Source organism: Kribbella sp. NPDC049227, assembly GCF_043197265.1.
Lineage (GTDB): Bacteria > Actinomycetota > Actinomycetes > Propionibacteriales > Kribbellaceae > Kribbella.
Window position 1 is genome coordinate 1,161,180 of sequence record NZ_JBICST010000002.1, and the last position, 21,621, is coordinate 1,182,800.

23 protein-coding genes are annotated in these 21,621 nt (G+C 68.2%); 7 read left to right on the forward strand and 16 right to left on the reverse strand.

What is annotated here, in order from left to right; all coding sequences use genetic code 11:
• Positions 1 to 10 precede the first annotated feature (10 nt).
• Positions 11 to 628: a flavodoxin family protein gene (locus ACGFH6_RS12255; protein WP_393382938.1), complete on the forward strand. Its 618-nt coding sequence runs from the start codon at positions 11 to 13 to the stop codon at positions 626 to 628.
• Here the strand turns inward: ACGFH6_RS12255 and ACGFH6_RS12260 are convergent.
• On the reverse strand, positions 574 to 1,227 hold the full coding sequence (locus ACGFH6_RS12260; protein ID WP_393382940.1) for a helix-turn-helix domain-containing protein: 654 nt from the start codon (positions 1,225 to 1,227) through the stop codon (positions 574 to 576). The genes ACGFH6_RS12255 and ACGFH6_RS12260 overlap by 55 nt on opposite strands.
• Positions 1,228 to 1,463: 236 nt before the next feature.
• Here ACGFH6_RS12260 and ACGFH6_RS12265 point away from each other — a divergent pair, with 236 nt between their 5' ends.
• Entirely contained in the window at positions 1,464 to 2,117 is a 654-nt protein-coding gene (locus ACGFH6_RS12265; protein ID WP_393382942.1) for a response regulator, read from the forward strand.
• Positions 2,118 to 2,140: 23 nt separating this feature from the next.
• Here the strand turns inward: ACGFH6_RS12265 and ACGFH6_RS12270 are convergent, their stop codons facing one another.
• The 8 genes from ACGFH6_RS12270 to ACGFH6_RS12305 form a co-directional block, all read right to left on the reverse strand.
• On the reverse strand, positions 2,141 to 2,689 hold the full coding sequence (locus ACGFH6_RS12270; RefSeq protein WP_393382944.1) for a flavodoxin domain-containing protein: 549 nt from the start codon (positions 2,687 to 2,689) through the stop codon (positions 2,141 to 2,143).
• Positions 2,690 to 2,759: 70 nt separating this feature from the next.
• On the reverse strand, positions 2,760 to 3,566 hold the full coding sequence (locus ACGFH6_RS12275) for a universal stress protein (RefSeq protein ID WP_393382945.1): 807 nt from the start codon (positions 3,564 to 3,566) through the stop codon (positions 2,760 to 2,762).
• Positions 3,567 to 3,680: 114 nt separating this feature from the next.
• Positions 3,681 to 4,058 (reverse strand): hypothetical protein, encoded by a 378-nt coding sequence (locus tag ACGFH6_RS12280; RefSeq protein WP_393382947.1) that lies wholly within the window; start codon positions 4,056 to 4,058, stop codon positions 3,681 to 3,683.
• Entirely contained in the window at positions 4,055 to 5,032 is a 978-nt protein-coding gene (locus tag ACGFH6_RS12285) for an Acg family FMN-binding oxidoreductase (protein ID WP_393382949.1), read from the reverse strand. Before ACGFH6_RS12285 ends, ACGFH6_RS12280 begins: the two co-directional genes overlap by 4 nt.
• Positions 5,033 to 5,127: 95 nt before the next feature.
• A complete protein-coding gene (locus ACGFH6_RS12290) occupies positions 5,128 to 6,876 on the reverse strand; it encodes a GAF domain-containing protein (RefSeq protein ID WP_393382951.1) in 1,749 nt (582 codons plus the stop codon).
• A gap of 48 nt (positions 6,877 to 6,924) precedes the next feature.
• The gene (locus tag ACGFH6_RS12295) at positions 6,925 to 7,371 is read right to left on the reverse strand and encodes a pyridoxamine 5'-phosphate oxidase family protein (RefSeq protein WP_393382953.1); all 447 of its coding nucleotides are present in this window, start codon (positions 7,369 to 7,371) and stop codon (positions 6,925 to 6,927) included.
• A 309-nt stretch (positions 7,372 to 7,680) separates the two neighbouring features.
• A complete protein-coding gene (locus ACGFH6_RS12300) occupies positions 7,681 to 8,814 on the reverse strand; it encodes an RNA polymerase sigma factor (protein ID WP_393382955.1) in 1,134 nt (377 codons plus the stop codon).
• A 21-nt stretch (positions 8,815 to 8,835) separates the two neighbouring features.
• On the reverse strand, positions 8,836 to 9,219 hold the full coding sequence (locus ACGFH6_RS12305) for a YciI family protein (protein WP_393382957.1): 384 nt from the start codon (positions 9,217 to 9,219) through the stop codon (positions 8,836 to 8,838).
• A gap of 123 nt (positions 9,220 to 9,342) precedes the next feature.
• Here ACGFH6_RS12305 and ACGFH6_RS12310 point away from each other — a divergent pair, with 123 nt between their 5' ends.
• Genes ACGFH6_RS12310 through ACGFH6_RS12320 form a run of 3 tightly spaced genes read left to right on the forward strand, consistent with a single transcriptional unit; the run spans position 9,343 to position 10,913 of the window.
• A complete protein-coding gene (locus ACGFH6_RS12310; protein ID WP_393382959.1) occupies positions 9,343 to 10,131 on the forward strand; it encodes a helix-turn-helix transcriptional regulator in 789 nt (262 codons plus the stop codon).
• Between the two features lie 21 nt (positions 10,132 to 10,152).
• On the forward strand, positions 10,153 to 10,542 hold the full coding sequence (locus ACGFH6_RS12315; RefSeq protein WP_393382961.1) for a VOC family protein: 390 nt from the start codon (positions 10,153 to 10,155) through the stop codon (positions 10,540 to 10,542).
• Positions 10,542 to 10,913: a hypothetical protein gene (locus ACGFH6_RS12320; RefSeq protein ID WP_393382962.1), complete on the forward strand. Its 372-nt coding sequence runs from the start codon at positions 10,542 to 10,544 to the stop codon at positions 10,911 to 10,913. Before ACGFH6_RS12315 ends, ACGFH6_RS12320 begins: the two co-directional genes overlap by 1 nt.
• A gap of 27 nt (positions 10,914 to 10,940) precedes the next feature.
• On the opposite strand, the gene ACGFH6_RS12325 is transcribed toward ACGFH6_RS12320, so the two are convergent.
• From ACGFH6_RS12325 to ACGFH6_RS12335, 3 genes are all read right to left on the reverse strand, one after another.
• On the reverse strand, positions 10,941 to 12,041 hold the full coding sequence (locus ACGFH6_RS12325; RefSeq protein WP_393382964.1) for a class I SAM-dependent methyltransferase: 1,101 nt from the start codon (positions 12,039 to 12,041) through the stop codon (positions 10,941 to 10,943).
• A 90-nt stretch (positions 12,042 to 12,131) separates the two neighbouring features.
• On the reverse strand, positions 12,132 to 15,191 hold the full coding sequence (locus tag ACGFH6_RS12330) for an ATP-binding protein (RefSeq protein WP_393382966.1): 3,060 nt from the start codon (positions 15,189 to 15,191) through the stop codon (positions 12,132 to 12,134).
• 220 nt (positions 15,192 to 15,411) lie between these two features.
• Positions 15,412 to 15,912 (reverse strand): nucleoside kinase, encoded by a 501-nt coding sequence (locus tag ACGFH6_RS12335; RefSeq protein WP_393382967.1) that lies wholly within the window; start codon positions 15,910 to 15,912, stop codon positions 15,412 to 15,414.
• 162 nt (positions 15,913 to 16,074) lie between these two features.
• On the opposite strand from ACGFH6_RS12335, the gene ACGFH6_RS12340 reads away from it, so the two are divergent.
• Positions 16,075 to 17,064 (forward strand): acyltransferase domain-containing protein, encoded by a 990-nt coding sequence (locus tag ACGFH6_RS12340; RefSeq protein WP_393382969.1) that lies wholly within the window; start codon positions 16,075 to 16,077, stop codon positions 17,062 to 17,064.
• A gap of 207 nt (positions 17,065 to 17,271) precedes the next feature.
• On the forward strand, positions 17,272 to 18,090 hold the full coding sequence (locus ACGFH6_RS12345) for a pentapeptide repeat-containing protein (protein ID WP_393382971.1): 819 nt from the start codon (positions 17,272 to 17,274) through the stop codon (positions 18,088 to 18,090).
• A gap of 276 nt (positions 18,091 to 18,366) precedes the next feature.
• Here the strand turns inward: ACGFH6_RS12345 and ACGFH6_RS12350 are convergent, their stop codons facing one another.
• From ACGFH6_RS12350 to ACGFH6_RS12365, 4 genes are all read right to left on the reverse strand, one after another.
• Positions 18,367 to 18,783, reverse strand: coding sequence for a hypothetical protein (locus ACGFH6_RS12350; RefSeq protein WP_393382972.1), 417 nt, complete (start codon positions 18,781 to 18,783; stop codon positions 18,367 to 18,369).
• A 134-nt stretch (positions 18,784 to 18,917) separates the two neighbouring features.
• Complete coding sequence (locus ACGFH6_RS12355; RefSeq protein ID WP_393382974.1) at positions 18,918 to 19,712, reverse strand: alpha/beta fold hydrolase; 795 nt, start codon at positions 19,710 to 19,712, stop codon at positions 18,918 to 18,920.
• Positions 19,709 to 20,290, reverse strand: a complete 582-nt coding sequence (locus tag ACGFH6_RS12360; RefSeq protein WP_393382976.1) for a dihydrofolate reductase family protein — start codon at positions 20,288 to 20,290, stop codon at positions 19,709 to 19,711. The genes ACGFH6_RS12355 and ACGFH6_RS12360 overlap by 4 nt, the downstream gene beginning before the upstream one ends.
• Positions 20,291 to 20,409: 119 nt before the next feature.
• A complete protein-coding gene (locus ACGFH6_RS12365) occupies positions 20,410 to 21,612 on the reverse strand; it encodes an MFS transporter (protein WP_393382977.1) in 1,203 nt (400 codons plus the stop codon).
• Positions 21,613 to 21,621 lie beyond the last annotated feature (9 nt).

Sequence of the window (21,621 nt, forward strand, 5' to 3'; positions counted from 1 at the left end):
GAGGTCGATCATGTCCGACACCACACGTGCACTCGTCGTTTACGAGTCCATGTACGGCAACACCGCGCGGATCGCGTCCGCGATCTGCGCGGGTCTGCGGCAGAGCATTCCCACCGACATGGTGCCGGCTTACCAGGCGCCGACGGTGATCCCCGGTGACGTCCGCCTGCTGGTCGTCGGCGGACCGACACACGCGTTCTCGATGAGCCGCGCATCCACACGCCAGGAGGCCAGGAACCAGCACACCGTGGTGATGCCGACAGAGACCGGAATCCGCGAGTGGCTGGACATGCTGACCGCGGACACGACGTCCAGCTCAGGACGCCGTCGCACCCAGGTCGACGTCGCAACGTTCGACACACGCATCGCCAAGGTCCGCCGGCTCCCCGGCTCGGCCGCGAGATCGGCTGCCAAGGTGCTGCGCCGGTTGGGCTTCCGAGTGCTCCTCGGGTCCGCGAGCTTCTTCGTGGACGAGTCGACCGGACCGATCCGCGAGGTCGAGCTCGAACGCGCGCGCCGCTGGGGCGAGGAACTCGGCCGTCTGCACCCCGCTGCTCGGCGACCGCGGCGTGATCACCAGGAGCGGATGCGCCGGCCGGAGATGCGGCGGGGCTCGATGGCGATGTAGGTCTCGCGGGTGCCGCCGGCCCAGGGCTCGACACGGCCGAGGGCGACCTCGATCTCCTGGCCGGTGGCCGGCCGGACCGTGCCGTTCACCAGGACGCTCCAGCCGTCCCGAAGACCCTCGTCGATGGCGTCGATCTCGAACGCGACGGGCGCCAGGTCGTACTGAGCGACCGCGCTGTCGGCGGCTGTGCGGAAGACGATCAGCTCGTTCACATAGCAGTAGTTGACGGGGATCACGAGGAGGTCGTCGGCTTGATTGAACGCGATCCGTCCGACGACACCGGCCTCGATCAGCTTGATGCACTCGTCTCGGCGCATCGGTTCCAGTTCCGGCTCCGGCGTCAGAACCGACGGTTGCGTCGGCCGGCTCCGGTGCGGTGCGAACAATCCGCTGATGGTGGTGTCGAGGGCGCGCGACAGCCTGAGGAGCTCACCACCGGTGAGCGCCACCGGCCGTGTTTCGATGCGCTCGATACGGCGCGTGCCCATACCGGTGCGCTCGGCGACCTCCGCCGTACTCAGCCCCAACTCGAGCCGACGATGCTTGACCCGAGTGCCGAGGTCACCTGGCACCTCCACGTTCTGCGACCCGATGTCCATCGGACTCCCGCCTCCCTTTCGTTCTACCCTCCCAGGCAACCAGGCGGGTGGCGAGAGCTGCAGGGGACGAGGGCCTGCGGTGGCAGGCCGGCGGTCGCCTTCTCGCCTCGACCGAACAGGTCAAAAGTCCTGCGTGGGGCGGGACAGTTGCCCCTGCTACGTAGCGTGGCGGGGGTGGATGCTGGAGGCGAGTTCGCCGACCAGAGCGTACGGCGGGTCAATTCGAAGGAGCTGCGATGACGATCAGGGTCTTTCTGCTGGACGACCACGAGGTGGTCCGGCTGGGGCTGCACCAGCTGCTCGAGGACGAGCCGGACATCGAGGTGGTGGGTGACGCTTCGACCGCCGCGGAGGCACTCGCGCGCATCCCGGCCGTTCAGCCGGATGTCGCCCTCCTGGACGTCCGGCTGCCCGACGGCGACGGCGTCTCCGTCTGCCGCGAGATCCGCTCCACGATGGACAACCCGCCGGCTTGCCTGATGCTCACGTCGTACTCCGACGACGAGGCACTGTTCACGGCGATCATGGCCGGGGCCGCCGGTTATCTGCTGAAGCAGGTGCACGCCAGCGACCTGGTCGGGGCGATCCGCCGCCTGGCCGCGGGGGAGTCCTTGCTCGACCCCGCCATGACCCAGAAGGTCCTGGAGCGTCTGCGGCACCCGGTGGTGGAGGAGGATCCCCGGTACGCCGCGCTCACCGAGCAGGAACGCAAGATCCTTGCCGAGATCGCCCTCGGCAAGACCAACCGCCAGATCGCGCAATCGCTCTACCTGGCCGAAAAGACAGTCAAGAACTACGTCTCGTCCCTCCTCCGCAAACTCAACGTGGAACGCCGCACCGAAGCCGCCGTCTTCGCCATCGAACACGCGAAGAACCAGCCCAAGTCGTAGCGACATCACCTCCGAGCTGGCTGTCAGCCGAGGAAGTGGCCGGCCGGGGATGTGGGGCGGTGCCTGGTGCTTGGTTGGGTGGCGGAGATGGCGGCGCTGATGTCGGCGGACCAGGCGCGGATCTTGTCCCAGTCGCGCGAGTCGGCGGCCATGTTGCCGGCGGCCAGGCGGCGGGCGAGGAAGCCCTTGGCGGTGGCTGGTTCGAGTCGGCCGGCGAACGTCATAGCGGGAGTGGCTCCGATCTCACGAGCGAGTCGTCGGACGACGGGAGGCATCTCCTGAGGCTGGTCCTTGTCGGGACCGACCGGGCCGCTGTGGAAGAGCCAGACCCCCCGCTCGCGGAGCTCATCGCGGTTCCTCCGCAAGAACTGCACCGCCTCGCGCCGCCAGCGCCGGATGTAGATGGCGCTGCCTAGGACCACGACGTCGTACGGCTCGACGGTTTGGACGGACGTGACGTCGAGGACGTCGACCTGGTGGCCGTGCGCCCGCAGTTCGGTGCCGATCGCCTCGGCGATGCCTGCGGTCGCGCCCATCTTGGTGGCGTAGGCAACCAATACCTTCTTGGACATCGAGACCTCCTCCGGGTCCTTTCCAGGACATCAGCAACCGAACGTCCGGGTCAGTGCCGAACGACCTGGGTCAGCGGGTCCGATGACTGTCGAGTGCCGAGGTGGGTATCACAGCAACCGGGCAAGCAGCCTGGTGCAGCACGGTCTGGCTCACCGAGCCGAGCAGAAGACCCGCGAAACCGCCGCGACCGCGCGAACCGACGACCAGGAGTTGGGCGTCGGCAGACCATTCGAGCAGCAGCTCGGCCGGGTGGCCGGTCACCTGGACGACCTCAGCCGTCCGCAAGCTCTGCAGGGGCGTCGCGACGTCGTCCTCGCCCTCCGGCAGAACCGTGACGATCCGGGCGACGAGTCCGTGGCGATCGGCGTACTGCAGGCCGAAGTCGACCGCGGCGTCCGCGGCGGGAGAGCCGTCGTACCCGATCACCACGCGGTTGCCGACCACTGCGTCTTCCGCGGGCCGTACGACGATCACCGGGCAGTGCGCGTGGGCAGCGAGTTCCAGTCCGGTGGAGCCGACCAGCAGGCCGAGTGTCCGGCCGGCGTCGCGGCTGCCGATCACGATCAGCTCGGCGTTCCGGGATTCCGCCAGCAGCACAGGCGAGGCGAAGCCGTCGACCCTGTCGGCCGTGACTGATACGCGAGGCTCGAAGGTGCGCGCCAGGTCCAGCGCCTCGGCAACGATCTTGTCGGCGGCGGCGCGAAGCCCCGGGGCGACATCGCTTGGTCCCAGCGGCACCCGGAACTCCGCCCACACAAACGCATGGACAAGATGCAGACCGACACCGCGAGCCGCCGCTTCGACCGCGCCCCAGCGGATCGCGCTCTCGCTGTCGCCCGCATCGTCGATGCCTACGACAACTCTCTTCTCAACCATGCAACCACCATGCCGGGACAAGGCACCGCGAGCGCAGGGGCGAAGGTCCCGCACGTGCGGTGCCGACGGCCCTGTCAGCGTTCGTGCATGCGCGCCGACGGCTCGTCAGAGTGGTCAGTGGACGCGGGGTAGGTCCGCGGCCTCGACGGCTTGGTCGAATCGGATGGCGAGGTGGGCCAGCGTGCGGACTGAGGCCAATGTCTCGGCGATCAGTTGGTGCGTGTCACGGTCGTCGTCGGTGATCCGGAAGAGGTCGTTGCGGAGGTCTTCCAGACGCTCGACGAGGTGGGTGAGTTCGTCGGCGACGATCGCGTCGTACAGCCGCTCGCTGGTGAAGCTGGGGAGGACGTGTCCACGATAGGCGGCGATGGTGTGCTGGGATTCCGCCAACCGGCGCTCGCCCGGATCCCAGCCGTCGGACACGCTGTTCTCCGCGATGCGGTCGAGCTCGGCCTCCCAGCGCGCGATCTCCTGCTGCAACGAGCTGGTCATGACTCGTCCTTGGGGCGAAGGAACTCCGAGACCGGTCGCCGGCCGGTTCCGTTGCCGGGCCGGCTGTGGGAGAAGCGGATGATCATGTGCGCGTGTCCCGGCCGCTGAGTCAGTCGCTGCACCGCACGGCGCAGGTCGTCGAACTCCAGGGGCTGGTTCAGGAACGACGCGGTGAAGCCTTCACGGGTCGCGGTCAGCAGCACTCGTTCGAGGGCCAGCCCTGCCGCGACCTGGTCCGCAGGCTCATCGCGTTCCGTGGACAGGATGGCCAGGTCCGGGTGCTCCTCGAACGTCGTCTCCGCTCGCATCCGGTCGAGCGGCCGGGTCGCCATGTCCCGAACGGCTGCCGGGTAGCGGGCGGACCGCGGCCCGAGCGCCGTGCTCGGGATGCCTTCGGTGGTGCGGTCACCGCCGACCCAGTGCGCGCGTTCGGCGCGGCGATGCCACTCGTGGACTTCGCGAAGATCGGTGTCCAGGACCATGTCGAGTACGGCGCGGACTTCGGGTTCGCCGAGCCAGGTCAGCTCGGCCCCTTCGGCGTACGCGGCCTGCAACAGTGCGACCTTGATGCCCTCCGGCAGCGGCTGCGCGCCGGACGGGTTGCGATCGGTGTGGCGCCTGGGGATCTGCTGCGCGAGGTCACGCCGCTCGTCGTCCGGCGTGCTGGTGGGTTCGACAACGATCCGCGCCAGCAGGTCGGGCTCGTCCGGGTACGGCGCCAGGCCGAGCCAGGTCCCGTAGCCGAGCGACTCGGCGGCGCAGCGCAGGTTGTAGGTTGCCGCGCCGGCCGCGATCCGCATGGCCCGCCCCGTCGGGTCCTCTGCCGGCAACGTGCGCGAGCCGTCGAGGAACAGGTCGATGACGTGCCCTCCCACCTCGAACCGCCACGGCTGGGTGTTGTGCATGCTCGGTGCGGCGACGGCCGCCGCGAGCAGGACGTCGATGTGTTCCGCCGACAGCTGCTGGTCAGACACCGGAATCTCCTCCCACTGGTTCTCCTTCAGCGTGGCCGGTGGGAGTACGGTCCCGCTGCGGGCAAGAGTCCTGACTCGGGGAGGCCGTTCGGCCGTCAGTTGCCGGTGATCGGCGCCGTGAACTCCACGATGGTCCCGTGGGGCTGGTTCTCGGTGATCTGAACGCCTCCGCCGAGCGCCTGGGCGCGTTCGGTGAGGTTGCGCAGCCCGCTGGAGCGCCGGCGCGGCCCGATGCCGACGCCATCGTCGGAGATCCTGGCGACAACGTGCTCGGAGTCGACCGACAACTCCACGGTGACCTGAGAGGCCCCCGCGTGGCGGACGACGTTGGACAGCGACTCCCGAACGGTCGCAAGGATCTGTGGCCGGACGGTGGCCGGTACGACGGTGTCGATCGGGCCGGTGCAGACCAGCCGGGGCCGGAACCCGAGCGGCTCGGCGTACTCCGTGACCAGCGCCTGGACATCCCCCCGGAGCGAACTGCTGTCGGGCGTCTGCTGGAGCTCGAAGATCGCGGCCCGAAGGTCGTGGATGGTCGTGTCGATGTCGTCGACCGCTCGGCTGAGCCGCTGCTGATGCTCGGGACGAGCCAGCCGGTGCATGCCCTGGAGCTGCAGCCCGGTCGCGAAGAGTCGCTGGATCACCAGGTCGTGCAGGTCCCTCGCGATCCGATCGCGGTCCTCGAGCACCAGAATCATGTCCCGGTCACGCTGTGCCTGGGCACGTTCCAGGGCCAGGGTGGCCTGGCCGGCGAACATCCGGATCAGGTCGGCGCCCTCGGAGACCCGGCTGTCAGCGCCCTGCTCCGCGGCGACCACGAGGAGTCCGCCGGTTCCGGTACTGCCGGCGGGCAGTGGCACCATCGTCGTACGGCCAAGGTTCGTGCCCTCCGGGAACTCGGTCAGCACTCCGGCGTCCTTGAGGAGCCGGGCCAGGTCCTCGATCACGACCTGTTCGCCACCGGCTATCGCGCGACCGAGCAGAGGCAGGTCGGCCGGGATGCGACGTCCGAGGAAGTGACCGAACTCGGGCGGACCGTCGACGGCACTGACGACCAGCTCCGAGTCCTCGGCCAGCAGTACTGCCGTGACCTGTGCGCCGGATACCTCGCGTGACCGCTGCGCGATCAGGAGGAGTGCCTGGTCGGCATCGAAATCACCGAGCATCAGCTGGGTGATCTCGGCGGTGACCTCGTGCCACCGCCGGCGCTGCTCGGTGTCGGCGTACAGCCTGGCGTTGTCGATCACCACGCCGGCCGCGACCGCGAGCGCCGTGACCGTGCGTTCGTCGTCCTCGGTGAAGTCGGCGCCACCAGTCTTCTCGGTCAGGTACAGGTTGCCGTAGGCGTGCTCCCTGATCCGGATCGGTACGCCGAGGAACGACTTCATCGGAGGGTGGTTCACCGGGAATCCGTACGACCGCGGATGCTCGGCGAGGTCGGTCAGCCGAATGGGCTCGGGGTGGTCGATCAGCAGGCCGAGGATCCCGTGCCCCTCGGGGTACGGGCCGATGGCCGCGATCTCCTCGTCGGTGACACCGTGGGTGATGAAGCGGACGAGCCGTTTGCCGTCCGGGCCGACCACACCGAGTGCGCCGTACCGGGCATCGGCCAGCTCGCAGGCGGCGGTGACGATCCGGTCGAGGGTGCTGTTCAGATCGAGGTCGGCGCCGATCCCGACGACTGCGTCGAGGAGCGCACGAAGCCGCTCCTGGGAGTCCATGATCTCGTCGACCCGGCCGAGCAGTTCCTGCAGTAGCGCATCGAGACGCACCCGGGAGAGTCCGGCGAACTCCAGCGCCCCCTCGTCCCAGCGTCCTCGCTCCGCACTCGAACCCTCAGGCACGGCCTCAGACTACGGAAAGTCGTTGGTGATGGGAACCAGACTTGGGGTCTAGGTGGCGCCGGCGTGTGGACGCCGGGCCCAGGGGAGGAGCCGGCGTCCGTGCACCGACTCGATCCCCAGACGGATCAGCTGCGGATCGTCCATCGGGAGCCAGGAGTGCAGCGGGAGCGAACGGCGCAGCGAGTCGGCCTCATCCGCCGAGACCACGGACAGGTGGCCGATGGCGGTGACGGTCCAGCCGAGCTGTCGATCGAGATCGACGTCGTCGGCCTCGAAGGCCACCACGTCACCGCGCTCCGCCGCGCGGAGCTTCTGCCCCGGTCCGGTGTTCACCACGATGGTGTCGTCGTCCAGCACGAAGTTGACCAGCCTGATCGCCGGGAGACCACCGAGTGTGTAGACCAGCCTGCCGAGCGGAACTGAGCTCAGCAGCCGCAGGCATTCCGGCGGACTCAGAATCTCGAGGCGGGACTGGTCGAACTGGGTGGTGGTCATCACGGTCTCCAGACAGTGGACGAGACGCAGTTCTCGTTCACCCATCAACCATCGGCGGATGCGGACCCCAGCAGTAGGGCCGAAAGTCCCGCCTCGACGCTGACAGCCCATGACGGTCACGACGAGTAGCCGGCCGATTCCACGGAAGCTAGCGAGTGGTCGCTGCTTCCGAGCGGGCTTGGCCTTTCCTCGCAACCGAGCTCTAACGAGGGTTCAAACCTCACGCTCGAGGGCTTCGCTTCGCCGGCGGAGGAACTGGATCTCGGGCTGGGTTCTGGCCAGTTCTGCCGCGAGGGTCTCCGCGAGGGCCTAGGCGTCGGCGACGTCCTTCCGTCGGCCGACGCGTTCCAGCATGGAGCCGCGCGAGGCGTGCAGCAGGTGGTACTCGGCGAGCTGGCCGGCGATCTCGTCCAGCATGGCCAGGCCGGTCACCGGCCCTTGGCTCTCCGCCTGCGCGACTGCGCGGTTGAGCACGATCACCGGTGTCGGCATGACGGCCAGCAGCCGGTCGTAGAACCGAACGATCGTGCGCCAGTCAGTGTCGCGGTAGTGCGGGGCCGCGCAGTGGATGCCCTGGATCGCCGCCTGGAGCTGAAACGGCCCCGGGCGGTGACTCCGAAGGCAGCCAAGGACGAGTTCGTGGCCCTCGGCAATCAGCGAGCGGTTCCAGAGCGACCTGTCCTGGTACTGCAGCAGTACTACGTCGTCACCGCGACCGCGTGCCGGCATTCTCGCCTCGTTGAGCAGCATGAGAGCCAGCAGACCAACCGCCTCTGGCTCGTCGGGCATCAGGTCCACCAGCACACGCGCCAGCCGGATCGCCTCGGTGCACAAGTCCCGGCGGTTCCGGATGTCGTCGGCTCCGGCGTTGTAGATCAGGTACAGCACCGAGAGCACCGCGCGAAGGCGGTCCGGAAGTTCGGCCTCGTCGGGAACCCGGTAGGGGATGTGCGCGGACTTGATCTTGTACTTCGCCCGCACCAGTCGCTTCGCCATCGTCTCCTCGCTCACCAGGAACGCCGCGGCCACCTCCGCGGGGGTGAGTCCGGCGATCAGGCGCAAGGTCAGCGCCACCTGGTGCTCGGTGCGGATGGCTGGGTGGCAGCAGGTGAAGATGAGTCGCAGCTGGTCGTCACGCATGAGCTCCGCATCCTCGGATCGGACGGTGGACTCCTGCCGCCGCCGATGGTCGAACGCGACCTGCTCGGCGAGTTCGCGGCCGCGTCGGCCGCGTCGGACAGCGTCCACGGCTCGGTTGCGCGCGGTGGTGACGATCCAGCCGGGCGGGTTGTCAGGCACACCGTCGCGCGGCCACCGCTGGACAGCGGTCACGAAGGCGTTTTGTACGGCGTCCTCGGCCAGCGCGATGTCACCGAAAATACGGGTCAGGGTGGCCACGGCTTGGCCGTGTGCCTCGCGGAAGGCTCGCTCGACGTCGTCCATCTACCGTTCCGTCAATGTCCTTCACCGACCGTCCTGTAGCCGCCCGGTGGCGCGGAACGGCCGGACCTCGATCGCGTGGTTGATGGCCTCGACGACTTTGTTCGCCCACTCCAGCGCCTCGTCGAGGTCCTCGGCGTCGATGATGTAGAAGCCGCCGATGTGTTCCTTGCCCTCGGCAAAGGGTCCGTCGGTGGTGACCTTGTCGAGGCCTGTGCCTCCGCGCACCACGGTGGCCGCGTCGGGGCCGTGCAGGGCGCCGCCGAACACGAACGCGCCCGCCTTGTCCATCTCCTCCTCGAGCGCGATCACCCGGCGCATGAAGGCTTGCATGTCTTCGGGCGTCGACGGCGCGGCGCCCTCGACCCGGTTCTCCGCCTCATAGACCGACAGCAGGTAGTGACTCATTGCCTACTCCTCGTCTCCGCGGGGTCATCCCGCTCTGACCTACTGACGAACGGCCGCGCCCGGATCAGGACACCCTGGGGACAGGATCTCAGGAGTGTCCGCGCCCGCGTCTACGCTCCGAACATGAACCGCATCGACCGCCTCTACGCCCTGGTGGAGGAGTTGCGTGCGGCCGGACGACGTGGACGTACGGCGCGGCAACTGGCTGCACGTTTCGAGGTGAGCGTTCGCACCGTCGAGCGTGACCTGAGCGCGCTCGGGCAGGCCGGCGTCCCGCTGGCGACGAAGCAGAGGAGAGGGGGCGGGTACACACTCGACCGATCGATGAGCCTGCCGCCGCTGAACTTCACACCGCGCGAGGCGGCGGCCGTGGCGGTGGCGCTGAGCCGGACCGAGCATGTCTTGTTCAAGAACGATGCCCGCAGCGCGCTGCAGAAGATCGTCGCCGCGATGCCGGAGTCGGCGCTGGCGGAGGCGCGCGACACCGCGGACAAGGTGCGGCTGCTCGTGCAGAAGGTACCGGACCCTGACGCCGAGGTCGCGGAGATCATCTGGCAGGCGGTGCGCGACAACCAGGTGTTGCTCATCCACTACATCGACGTCGGCGGAGTCCAGACGGAGCGTGAGGTCGAGCCGCAGCACGTGGTGGTCGGCCCCAACGGCTCCTATCTCACCGCCTGGTGCCATCTGCGGGGCGACGACCGGGTGTTCCGGATGGATCGCATCACCGCGGCAGAGCGGACGCCGCGTCTCCCGCGGCTGCGGCCTGTCGTCCCTGAGCCGATCGTCGACGGTCACGAGATCAGGCTGCCGGCGTCGGTGCTTCGTCCCGAAGATTCTCTGCCGAACTCCGACATAGGGCTGTCGCGAACGACTGCCACGGTGGGTGCAGCCCGTCGTTCCGGCGGGTGATCCGATCAGAAGGAGACACACATGACCACCACCGCTCCTGGCACGCTGGCCTGGTTCGAGGTCGCCACCAGCGACGCGGACGCTGCTCAGAAGTTCTACGGCAGCCTCTTCGACTGGACCTTCGACGCCGACGGCCCCGCTGCGTCCGGCGGCATGGACTACCGCAACATCAAGGCCTCCGGCGCCGACGTGCCGATGGGCGGCATCGTCGGCACCGGCGGCCAGGTTCCTGACCATGCCGTGTTCTACATCCTCGTCGCCGACGTCGAGAGCACCTGTGCCGACGCCGAGCATCTCGGGGGATCGGTCGTCAGCAAGCACCTCGATCCCGGCCCCGGCGCCCCGAAGTTCGCCTACCTGCGCGACCCGGCCGGGAACCAGTTCGGGGTCTTCACCCCACCTGCGGCCTGATGGCGAAACGCACCCGGAGCGCGTCCCCGTCGGATCAGTCCGGCGGGGACCGTGCGGCTCGCGACCTGTACGACGAGCTCACTGACGACCTGCTGTACGACCCTGCCATCGGTCGCGCCACGATGATGGGCTACCCCTGCGTGCGGCTGGCCGGGCGTTTCGTGGCGTCCTACAACGACAGCGCCGGTTCCCTCGTCGTGAAGCTGCCGCGCGAGCGGGTGATCGACCTTGTCGAGACCGGCACCGGCGATCCGTTCGCCCCTGCCGGGAAGGTCTTCCGCGAATGGGTGTCGATCCCGACCCTCGACCCCGAGCTGTGGCGCAGCCTCCTGGCCGAGGCCGTCGAGTTCGCCCGCAAGTCCCTGGGCTGACGTGGTGCCGGGCCTCGCGTTGGCGAGTCAGCCCTGGAGCCGGTAGAAGCGCCAGAACGGATGCTCGATCGGCAGGATCTCGATGCTGGCGAAGCCGGCGGTTTCGGACAGCCGTTGCATGGTGGCCGGCCGGATCTCGAGCGGCCCGACGACCTCGGAGCCCGCATCGGTGCGGCCCTGCGGAACACACCAGAGGGTCCCGGCTGCGGCCATGAACCGCTCGACCTCGTCGCCCGGAGCAGTGAAGGTCTCGGCAACGTTCTCCTCCATCACGATCACCGAGCCGCCGGGCGCCAGCGCACGTCGGGCGGCCTCGAGTGCCGCCACCGGATGTGGCAAGTCGTGCAGGCATTCGAAGAAGAACGCGACGTCGTACCCGTCACGCGGGAGCGGCTGGGTGATGTCGGCGACCTCGAGGTCGACCCGGCCGCCGACCCCGCGTTCGGCGACGTACCGGCGGCCGCGGGCGATGGACTCCTCGTCCAGGTCGTACCCGTCGACGGAGATGTGCGAGAACGCCTCCGCGAGCCGGATCGACGCCCAGCCCACACCTGCACCCAGGTCCGCGACGCGCGCCGGGCGGGTGCTGTCCGCGAGGCGGGACTGGATGTCGGGCACCTGCGGAAGCCACTCGTCGATCAGCGAGTTCTCGTACGCGGGCCGGTTGAGCGCCTCCTGTGCGGTCACCGCGTCGGCGCCGTACGCCGTGAGCGGCACACCGTCCCCGGTACGGAACGCGGCGACCAGCGCCGGAAGCGCTCGGCCCATGGCCGGCGCTATGTAGGCCATGCCGCCGGCATAGAACGGACTTGTCTCGTCAACCAGCGCCTCGTGCACACCGTCGCGCAAGCTGAACACCGCCTCTTCGCTGACGGTCAGCAGTCCCGCAACGGCCTGTTGAGCCAGCCATTCCTGGGTGTAGCGGAGCTCGGCGCCGCTTCGCTCAGCCAGTACGGCGGCCGTGGCGGGCCCGTCCTCCGACAGCGAGCGGTAGAAGCCCAGCTCGACGCCGAGGTAGATGTTGAGGAGTTCAGCAGTGGCCAGCGTCTGCAGGAAGAGGCGGCCAGACACCTCCTCGGCGGCGGATGGCGTGGGCGTCTCCTCGACCTGATCCAGCATCGTGCTCATGATGTACTCCCTGGTGCTGTGCGGCGCCCGGTGCGCCGCCTCTACCAGGAAGGCGCCAGATCTGATGTGGCGATGCCACACGACTGGCCGCTAGCTGTGCCAGGTCGCGGTTTCCTCCGGTCGATAGACGCAGAACCGTCCGGTGGAGACGGCCAACTCGAGATGGCGCGCCAGACCGGGGTGGACCTCGCGGATCGCCTTGATCGCGGTCGCGACGCGCATCGCGACGGCTTTGCGAGCCCGTTCGGCGGGGTCCCCGGTCGTACGCGCGCGGCCACCGAGGCCGTAGGCCGCGGCCAGCTCGCGGACCAGGAAGTCCCGTTCCTCGACGAGTGTGCCGACCCGCTGAGATATGCCGTCCCGTTCTGCGTCGGCGATGTCGGTATCGAGTTCGGCCACTCGCCGCCTGTACGCGTCCCTGGCCATACCGTCGAGCACCGGGCCGGTGTCTCCGCCGGCCGCCGTCCGCGGCGGGCCGCCTGCAGCGGCAACGAGGTCGAGGACATGCACCGGCGTACCGGGCTGGCCCAGCAGCACGGACAGGTCGTGCATCCCCTTCGAATCCGGGACAGTTGCCTCGTCATCCCGCCAGCTCAGGTGCCAGGTTCGCCCGTCCTTTCGGAACACTCCATCGACGCTCGTGGTCCGTCGTACCACTCCGCTGATCGCGGCCAGATCCTGTTCCGCTCGGGTCAGCCACGGGACAGCGTTGGCGCCTTGGTACGCCGAGACCGCCCTGGACAGCAGACGTCGCGCGTCACCGATCCTGCCGCGGAACGCTGCCAGTCGGCCGAGGAGATGTGCGGTCACGCCCATCACACCTCCGCCGATCCCGTCGATCACCCACAGGCCTTCGTGCGGCGCGAGCCGTCGAGCCACCTCGTCGGCGACATCGGCACGATCAAGGGCGATGGCCGCATCGCCGGCGTGCCACATTCCTTCGAGCCACTCGCAATCGTCGGGGATCGCATTCAGGCCGCGGCTCATCAGCCGGTCGAACGATCGCCCGGCCGTGTCGATTTCTCCGGCCACGGCGAAGTAGCTGGCCAACATGCCCAGGGCAACGGACGACTCGGTCGCGGTCTTGACGGCTGCATCGATATCGTCGACGAAGTCCGTAGGGAGTACGCCGGCCGTCCGGTGGGTCCACATGCGCAGGGTGAAAACCATGAGCGCGGCGTTGGCACTGCCGGCCCGACGCCCGATCGCTTCGGTCTCGTCGGCGTACCGGGCCGCCGTTTCGAAGTCGCCGGACATCAGCGCCCGCGCTCCACGCCACAGCGGGACATACCAGGAGTAGAGCGGCAGCATCAGGCGGTTCGCCGTACGTGCGAAGGCATCGATCTCCGCATCGACCTCGGGCCAGTCGCCTCGCTCCATCAGCGCGACCAGGCGGAGGCGACGGGCCAGCAACTGACACGGTGAATCGTGCCCGCGTTCGGCGACCGCGAGCATCCGGCTGGCTGCGGCGAACCTCTCGTCGACGTGGGCAGGGCCGGCGATGGCGTCGCAGTACGCCGCCAGCGCACCCGACTCGACACACGGATGGCCGACTCGTTCCGCCATCGCCACGGCGGAGCGGGCCAGGTCGAGCCGCTCGCTCTCCCGGTCAGTCCCCGCATAGGCGAGCGAGAGCCGGCCCATCACCGCAGCCCGCAGACCGCCGTCGCGCTGCGGCAGCGACGCCAGCGCTTCCTCGAGTAGTCCTGTCTGCAGCTCGTCGTACTGCGGCACCTCGAACCCGCTGAGGCCGGCGCCCAGCCCGAGCGCGGCCATCGCCAAGTGACTGGCACGGCCGTTACGCCGCGCCAGGTCCGCGGTCTGTGCGAATGTCTGGCGGGCGCCTTCGAGATCACCGGCGTACATCTGCGCCTCGCCCAGCTCGAGCATCACCTTCGTTCGCTCGATGTCCTTGCCCCGCAGGGCGATCCGGTACGCATCGACCGCCTGCTCGTAGCCCATCCGGTCTCCCGCCGAGCGTGCGGCTCGCAGCGCCCAGGCCGCGGCCCGTTCGGCGGCGTCTGGACCGAACGCGGCGGACCAGTGCCTTGCCAGCTCACCCGCGGCCTCGTCGTCGTCGTCCCCGGCTGTCTCTTCGAGCTGTTCGGCCAGGGCTCGGTGTAACGCGGCCCGCCGTGCGGTACCGAGCGAGGTCTCCAAGACCTCCTGGACCAGCGCGTGGGCGAACCAGATCCGGTTGTCGACGGGCGGCCCGGCCAGCAACCGGGCGGCTGCAGCCTCCTCAAGCTGAAGGAGCACCGCATCGGCCGGTTCGCCGGCGACAGCCATCACGAGTGAAACGTCGGCACCGTCCCCGGCCACCGCCGCAACCTCCAGGATCTGCTGGCAGCCCTGGCTGACGCGGGCGATCCGGCGGGCGAGCACCTCTCGCACCCCATCGGGTACGCCGGTCGTCGCCGACCGAGCCGCGAGCAGCCGGGAGACCTCCCGGACGAAGAAGGGGTTGCCGCCGGTGCGACGGTGCACCATCGTCGCCAACTCGTCGGCAGGGGTGTCACCGAGAACCCGCGTCACCAACTCCGCCACCTCGTCGATCCCGAGGCCGTCGAGCCGGATTCGCTCTACTGCGGTTGGGAGATCGCGGACAACGGCCCGCACATCGTCACCGGTGCTCGACGGCTCGTCACGCCAGGTCGCCACGAGCAGCACACGAAGTCCCGGGAGCGCGTCGACTACTTGACGGAGGAGCAGCAGCGAGGCGCTGTCGGCCCACTGCAGGTCTTCGAGGATGAGAACGACCGGACCGTCGCCGGAGACCTTCTGCAACGTGTCGATCACCGAAACGAACAGTCTGGCCCGGACACCGGCGTCGCCGCGCAGCACTCCAAGTCCGTCGGCGCCGTGACCGGCAGGCGCCTCGCCAGCGAGCCGATGCTCAGGCGCCAGGTCACGAAGAATGCTTCGCCACGGCCAGAATGGCGGCATGCCGGCGGCCGAACACCAGCCCCAGGCAACGGTGACACCTGATGCGAGAGCACGATCCGCAAGCGCCTCCGCAAGCGTGGTCTTCCCCATGCCCGGCTCACCGAGAACGATCGCGGACCGGCCGCGGCCGTCGATGGCCGCAGCCAGTAGGGCGTCGAGCTCAGCCAGTGGCCGGGCCCGGCCCACCATCACCCGTCGCTCCATCCGACGCCTCCCCGCTTCACATGCTAGGCAGCCTGGCTCCCGGGGTCAGCACCTCGGCCGAAGCGTCCGCGGCCGGTAATATCCGCCTGACACGCTGATGAGTGGAGAGGTCACAGGCTGTCGCGGGCGCGGCTCTGGGGGAGTGGCGCGAGCTCACGGATGTCGATGCCGAACGCGCGGTGACGCTCGACGCGATGCACCGGATCGACTGGCCCGGGTGTCAGTGGATGCGGCGAAGGATTTCGTCAACGACGAGGTGGAGCGGTGCGGAGGCGTCGATCGCACAGCCCTGAGCGATGCCTTCCTTCGTGTCGTGCAGGCGCATGATGATGTCTCGTTCCTCTTGCCTTCCGCCCCAGTCGCTGGGGTCAACGAGTACGCGCTCGTCAATCCGGCGCATCACCGTGTCGAGGTCGTCGACTTCAAGGACGAAAACACCGTCGAGAAGGTCGATGAAGTCCGAAGAATTCCTACAGCCTCCGCAGAGAAACGTCACCGCCTCATCCTGGTTGGCGAGCAGGCCCTTGACCTTCGCCACATCCCAGAGGGGCGGTAGGTGGCTGTCGGATGCACTGCCACTGGTGTCCGCACCTGGCTCCGGGGCGCCGCGGAGCTCTCTGTCGCCATGGACAGCCTGATAGCCCCGGCGCTGCAATTCGTCGCAAACCGTGGTTTTCCCGGTGCCGGAACCGCCGTCAATCAGGTAGTTTCTCACGCCCATTGAAGGACCCTATCGATGCAGTTGAGTGATCGCACGCCAATAAGGCGGCTTGACCGGGCACGACACGCGGTCCCTGCCTGACGGCAGGCTCCGGTCAGTTCGCGGACCTCTGATCGATTAGGGTCCGATTGCTGGCATTCGTGGCGCAGCGCGGAGGGTGCGATGAACATCGGTGTCGAGGAGGTCGCCCGCTTCCTCGGGGAGGATCCAGCCTTGGTGAAGTGGCTGGGGGAGTTGGAGCGAGCCGGTGAGCCTCGCGACGAGCTCGACGTACCCATGGCCGAGGCTGCACTGACACATCTGCTTCGACTCGGCGTACCGGCGCAGGACGCGGCCGAGATCGTCGATGGGTTGTCCGATCTGCAACGCAATCCCGCTCTGTCCTGGCTGGTACGACGTTGTGCTCAGCGGACCGTCGCAGATATGGGCGGGTTTCGACCGGGTGGATCGTGGCCGGCTTTGCCGGACGGCTGGGGTCGCTACTTCTACGTGTACGTCTTTCTCGCTGTTCTTCCGTATGTCCGCGCGTACCACGAACAACGTGGCATCCCTGACGACATCTCCTGGGCGACGCTCGCGGCGCTTGGCAGCGCCGTCGAGTCCCATCGGCAACGGCTCGGCACCAGCGGGATGGATGCGCCGTTCTGGATCGACCTGCACTTCCGCGGGGGCATCTATCTGCTGGGCCGGCTGGGGTTCAACCGCGGTGACCTGGGATTCCTTGCCCCGGCGGTGCGGGCCGCCGGACTTCCCTCCCACGAGTCCGATCCGGCGCTGGGTGTGCACGCCGCCCCGACCGGACCCTTGGACCCGGCCGCCTGTGACGCTTCCTTCGCCCTCGCCGGCGAGTTCTTTGCCCGGCATTTCCCCGAGGAGACGTACCGGTTCGCGCGGTGTGGATCGTGGATCCTCGACGAGCAGCTCGCCGATTACCTGCCGGCCGACTCCAACATCATCCGCTTCCAACGCCGCTTCCACCTGACACCCGAAACGCGGGACGGCGACGCCGACATCCTGTCCCGGATCTTCCACACCTCACCCGATACCGACCTTGCGACCCTTCCCCGCCGGACCACCCTCCAGCGAGCCGTAATCGATCACCTACGCGCGGGCCGCCACTGGAACATCGCCTTCGGCTGGCTCGAACTCTGACTCAGGCTCGGACCAGCCCTCCGCAGCTCGACCACAAAGATCAACTCGGCAGTTTTGCAGTTGGCGATGGACTCGGGGCACGCCGACCTGGCACCGAGGGCGGCGTTCAACCTCGGGGTACTGCGTGAGGATCGAGACGACCTGGCCGGGGCAGAGCGGGCGAATCTGATGCGACTTGCGGGAGCACGCTCTAGCCTCGAGAGGGACATGTCCACGAGTCACCAGTCCGTACGACGCCCGGAGCTGCGCGCCGACTGCGCGCAGTGCGCCGGGCTGTGCTGTGTGGCGCTCGCGCTGACCGCGTCCGCCGACTTCGCCATCGACAAGCCGGCCGGTGAACCGTGCCCGAACCTGAAGCACGACTTCCGCTGTGGCATCCACACGCGGCTGCGGGACGCTGGCTTCCCCGGCTGCACCGTCTACGACTGCTTCGGCGCCGGCCAGAAGGTCACTCAGCTGACCTTCGGCGGCCGTGACTGGCGGCACGCGTCGGACTCGGGCGCACAGATGTTCGAGGTGTTCGCGGTGGTGCGGCTGCTGCATGAGCTGCTCTGGTACCTGACCGAGGCCCTGGAGTTGGCACCTTCCCTCCATGGTCCGCTCAGGCGAGCGCTCGACGACACCGAACAGCTGACCCTCGGCAGCCCGGAGTCGCTCACTGCGCTCGACGTATCCGCTCACCGCTCACGGATCAACGACCTGCTGCTACAGACCAGCGAGCTCGTTCGCGCCGGCGTCTCGTCCGCACCGATGAACCGACGCGGCGCGGACCTCATCGGCGCGGGCCTGCGCGGCGCCGACCTGCGGGGCGCGGACCTGCGCAGCGCCTACCTGATCGGCGCCGACCTGCGTGGCGCTGATCTCACAGCCGCCGACCTCATCGGTGCCGATCTCCGGGACACCGACCTGCGCGGCGCCCACCTCGCACGGAGCATCTTCCTGACCCAGATGCAGATCAACGCGGCCCGCGGCGACGTCGCCACGACCCTCCCGGACCGCCTGATCCGCCCACCACACTGGTCCTAGCCTCCCACCATGTTCGCTGCGCGCATTGGTCGACCCAGGCACCATCAGTTGCCAACGGCAAGCAGCGGCACGCGATGATCGCATAGCACCAGGAGGCTGGGCAGTTCGGCAACAACTTCGGGCCGTCGGCAACGATCGCCAATCTCTGGCACGCCTGAGTTCCCGGAGCGTCAGCGCCTCGTGCTGTCTTACCGGGTGACGATGTTGACGGGGAGCCCGGGCACTACGACCACCCGCTGGATGTAACGCGATCAACGGCGTACGACCCGCGGAGTCCTACACGTCCTCCCACACCAGCGAGCTCATCCTCCAGCCGGCCGGCGTGCGGACGAACTGGGTGAGCTTGCGGCCGGAGCCCTCGAACCACTCGCCGTCGCGGGACCCGGACTTGCGGTACTCGCTGAACCGGTGCGCGATCGACCCGAAGATCTCGGTCCGCTCGGCGACCTCCCATTCGGAGAACTCCGTCAGCGTCCCGTCGGTGAGGATCTTCTCCCGAGGTACGACGAATCCGTCCAGATCGTAGACCACGGGCTCGCCGCCGACGTGGCTGATGATCATCCCTTGCGGAATGAACACCTCACGGACAACATCCACGTTCGGCCGACGGCCGCCGGTGTTGTCGAACGCACCAAGAAACGCACGCATCAGCCCATCAAGCTCGGCCTTGTCACCCACCGGGTCGACGACCATCGGACTCCCTCCACCTATCTGATGATGTGTGAGCCTACTGTGCGCGTCAGTGCGCATGTCGGCCCACTGTTCACCCACCAGGTGCAGAACCCGACCTCATTGGTAGAGAACCGCTCTCGCGTTGTTGGAGACGCTCAGGCTGGGTCTGTGCGGTTGACGAAGTTGGTCAGCACGGAGGCGACGTTCTTGGGGTCGAGTGCGCCGTGGGCCTGGCCCTCGAGGATCTGGAGGGTGCTGTCGGGGATGGCGGCGGCGACGGCCTTCGCGGCGGCGTGCATGCGGGGTGCGCTGTCGGAGCCGTGGAGCACCAACGTTGGGACAGAGATTCTGCCGAGCCGGCTGTCGGGGATTGGGCCGGGGCCGACGATGGCGGCCTCGTAGACGAGTGTGTGGGCGATCGACTCGACATGTGACCAGGAGGGATCGGCCTTCATGCCGGCGACGACCTCGGCGGGGATCTCAGCACCTTGTACGAGAAACTGCTCGACCGCCTCACCGCGCCGACCCGACTGCACCAGAGCGTCCAGTTCGGCAGCGGTCGGTACGGGGCCGCGATCCCGGCCGACGACGTACGGCGGTTCGAAGACAACCAGATGGGTGATGGCGGAGCCGGCGGCAGCAGCCTCCAGGGCCAGCGCACCACCCGACGATCCGCCGAACACCACGGCACGACCGCCTGCCTCGACGATCAGGGCGTCCAGGTCATCGATCTCTCGTTGGGGTGCGTACGGCGCAGTGTCGCCGCTGTCGCCTCGTCCACGCCGGTCGTAGAGATAGGTAGTGAAGTCGCCGGCCATGGCAGCTGCGAGCCCGACCATCATTGGATCCTTCCGGTCGGAGAAGGCACCGGCAACGAGGATCACGGCGGGGCCCGAGCCCGCCCGGTCGTAGGCGATCGTCGTACCGTCGCTCGAGTTGACGGTGTTCATGGCGTGCGGTTCGTCGGGCGGTAGATGAGCAGCTGTACGTCGGGCCCGGCCTGACGCGTCTCCACCAGCGCGAAGTCACTCGATGCCGCTCCGTCCTGGAACAGCTTCTTGCCCTGGCCGAGGACGACAGGATGAACCATCAGCCGGTACTCGTCGACGAGGTCCGCTTCGCGAAGGGCGGCGACAAGCGTCGCGCTTCCGGCGACGAGGATGTCACCCTCGTACTGCGACTTGAGATCCGCCACGATCTCGGAGAGCTCACCCGAAGCGATCGTCGTGTTCTTCCAGTTCGCTTCCGTCAGCGTGGTCGAAACGACAACCTTCGGCATGCTGTTCATCTTCGCGCCGAAGTCACCGGCAGCCTCCTCCATCGACGGCCAGACGGCGGCGAACGCCTCATAGGTCACGCGGCCCAGGAGTTGTACGTCGCTCGCCATCAATTCCTCGTACTTGAATCGCTGTCCGTCTTCCGCAGGAAATCGGAAGGTCCACCCGCCGAAGCCGGTGTCCTCGCCGCCACCTGGATCCTCTATGACTCCGTCGAGCGAGATGAATTCGCTGACCGCGACCTTTCCCATGTCCTGTTCCTCTCTGTGGGTTTGCCGTCGTCATGAACCTAAGGCGGTGCGACCACGGCTGATGAGATCCAATTCGGCTGCTGGATTGTGGGCCAGTACGCCACGAAGCCTTCGACTGTTCAGCGGTGTAGCCGGCGGTTGGCGCGGGTGCGGGTGAGTGGAAGGACGGCCAGGAGTAGCAGGGCTGTGAGAGCGAAGGCGGCCGGGAAGCCGGTGACTGCGACCAGGACCCCGAACGACGCCGCGCCAACTCCCCAACCGAGGTCGTAGGCCATGTTCCACACGGCGCTGGCAGCGCCGTAACCGCCGGGATGAACCCGGTTCATCATCATCGTGATGCTCGCACTCTGTGCGATTCCGAATCCGGCGCCGAAGACGACCATGCCCGCCAGTACGACGCTGGGCTTGTCGGTCAGGACCAGGCCGAGGATGCCCACGCCGGCCGCTGCGACACCGCCGGCAAGGAGGCGTGCGCCGCTCCTGTTGGGGTATCGATCGACGTAGCGCCCGGCCAGCCATCGGGTGGCAGTGGCTGTCAGGGCCTGGACGAGCAACGAGACCCCTGCCAGCCCGCTGGCGTTCTGACCAAGTGCAGTTGGAACGAAGGTGACCACGATGCCGCCGGCAACCGCAGTAGCGGCGAACACTGCGGCAGGACGCATCAGCGCGGGATCACGCAGTGCATCGCCGATCGCCAACTGCTCGTGCGTTGCCCGGCTCCCGCTCGGCAGGCCGAAGACAGCGACGGCGCCGAGTAGGCAAGCAACTGCGCCGAACGCGAAGACGGAAGTGAACCCCACGACAGGAACCAGCCAGACGCCCAGTGGCAAGGCGAGGATCGCAGGCACGGTGGCCACTACTCCGAGCAGACCCAGACCCTCACCACGGCGATCGGCGGGGACCATGGACGCTGTCAGCGCCCCGACCGCGGTGACCACGATGGCGAATCCCACGCCGCGGATCACGCTCACCGCCAGCAACCCGGGCAGCCTTGAGCACATCGGGAGAAGGAGCGCCGGTCCACCGAGCAGCGCCAACCCCAGAGCCAGGGCGCGGTGGAAGCCGATGGCGGCGGCCAGTCGAGGAGTGGCACTCTCGGCGGCAACTGCGACCAGCATGAGGACTGCAGTCGACAGACCGGCGCCGAGACCGCCGGCCCCGACAACTCCGGCGTACATCGGGACTGCCGGCAGCAGGAGGTAGAAGCTGGTCATCGCAGCGAAATCAGCGAACAGCAGCCGCGCGAGCGGCCAGGTCAGCATCCTTGACCGGACGACGTCGATTGTCTGGGTGGGCGAGGCGACGGTGGCTGTTTCGTTCATGCCTTCGAC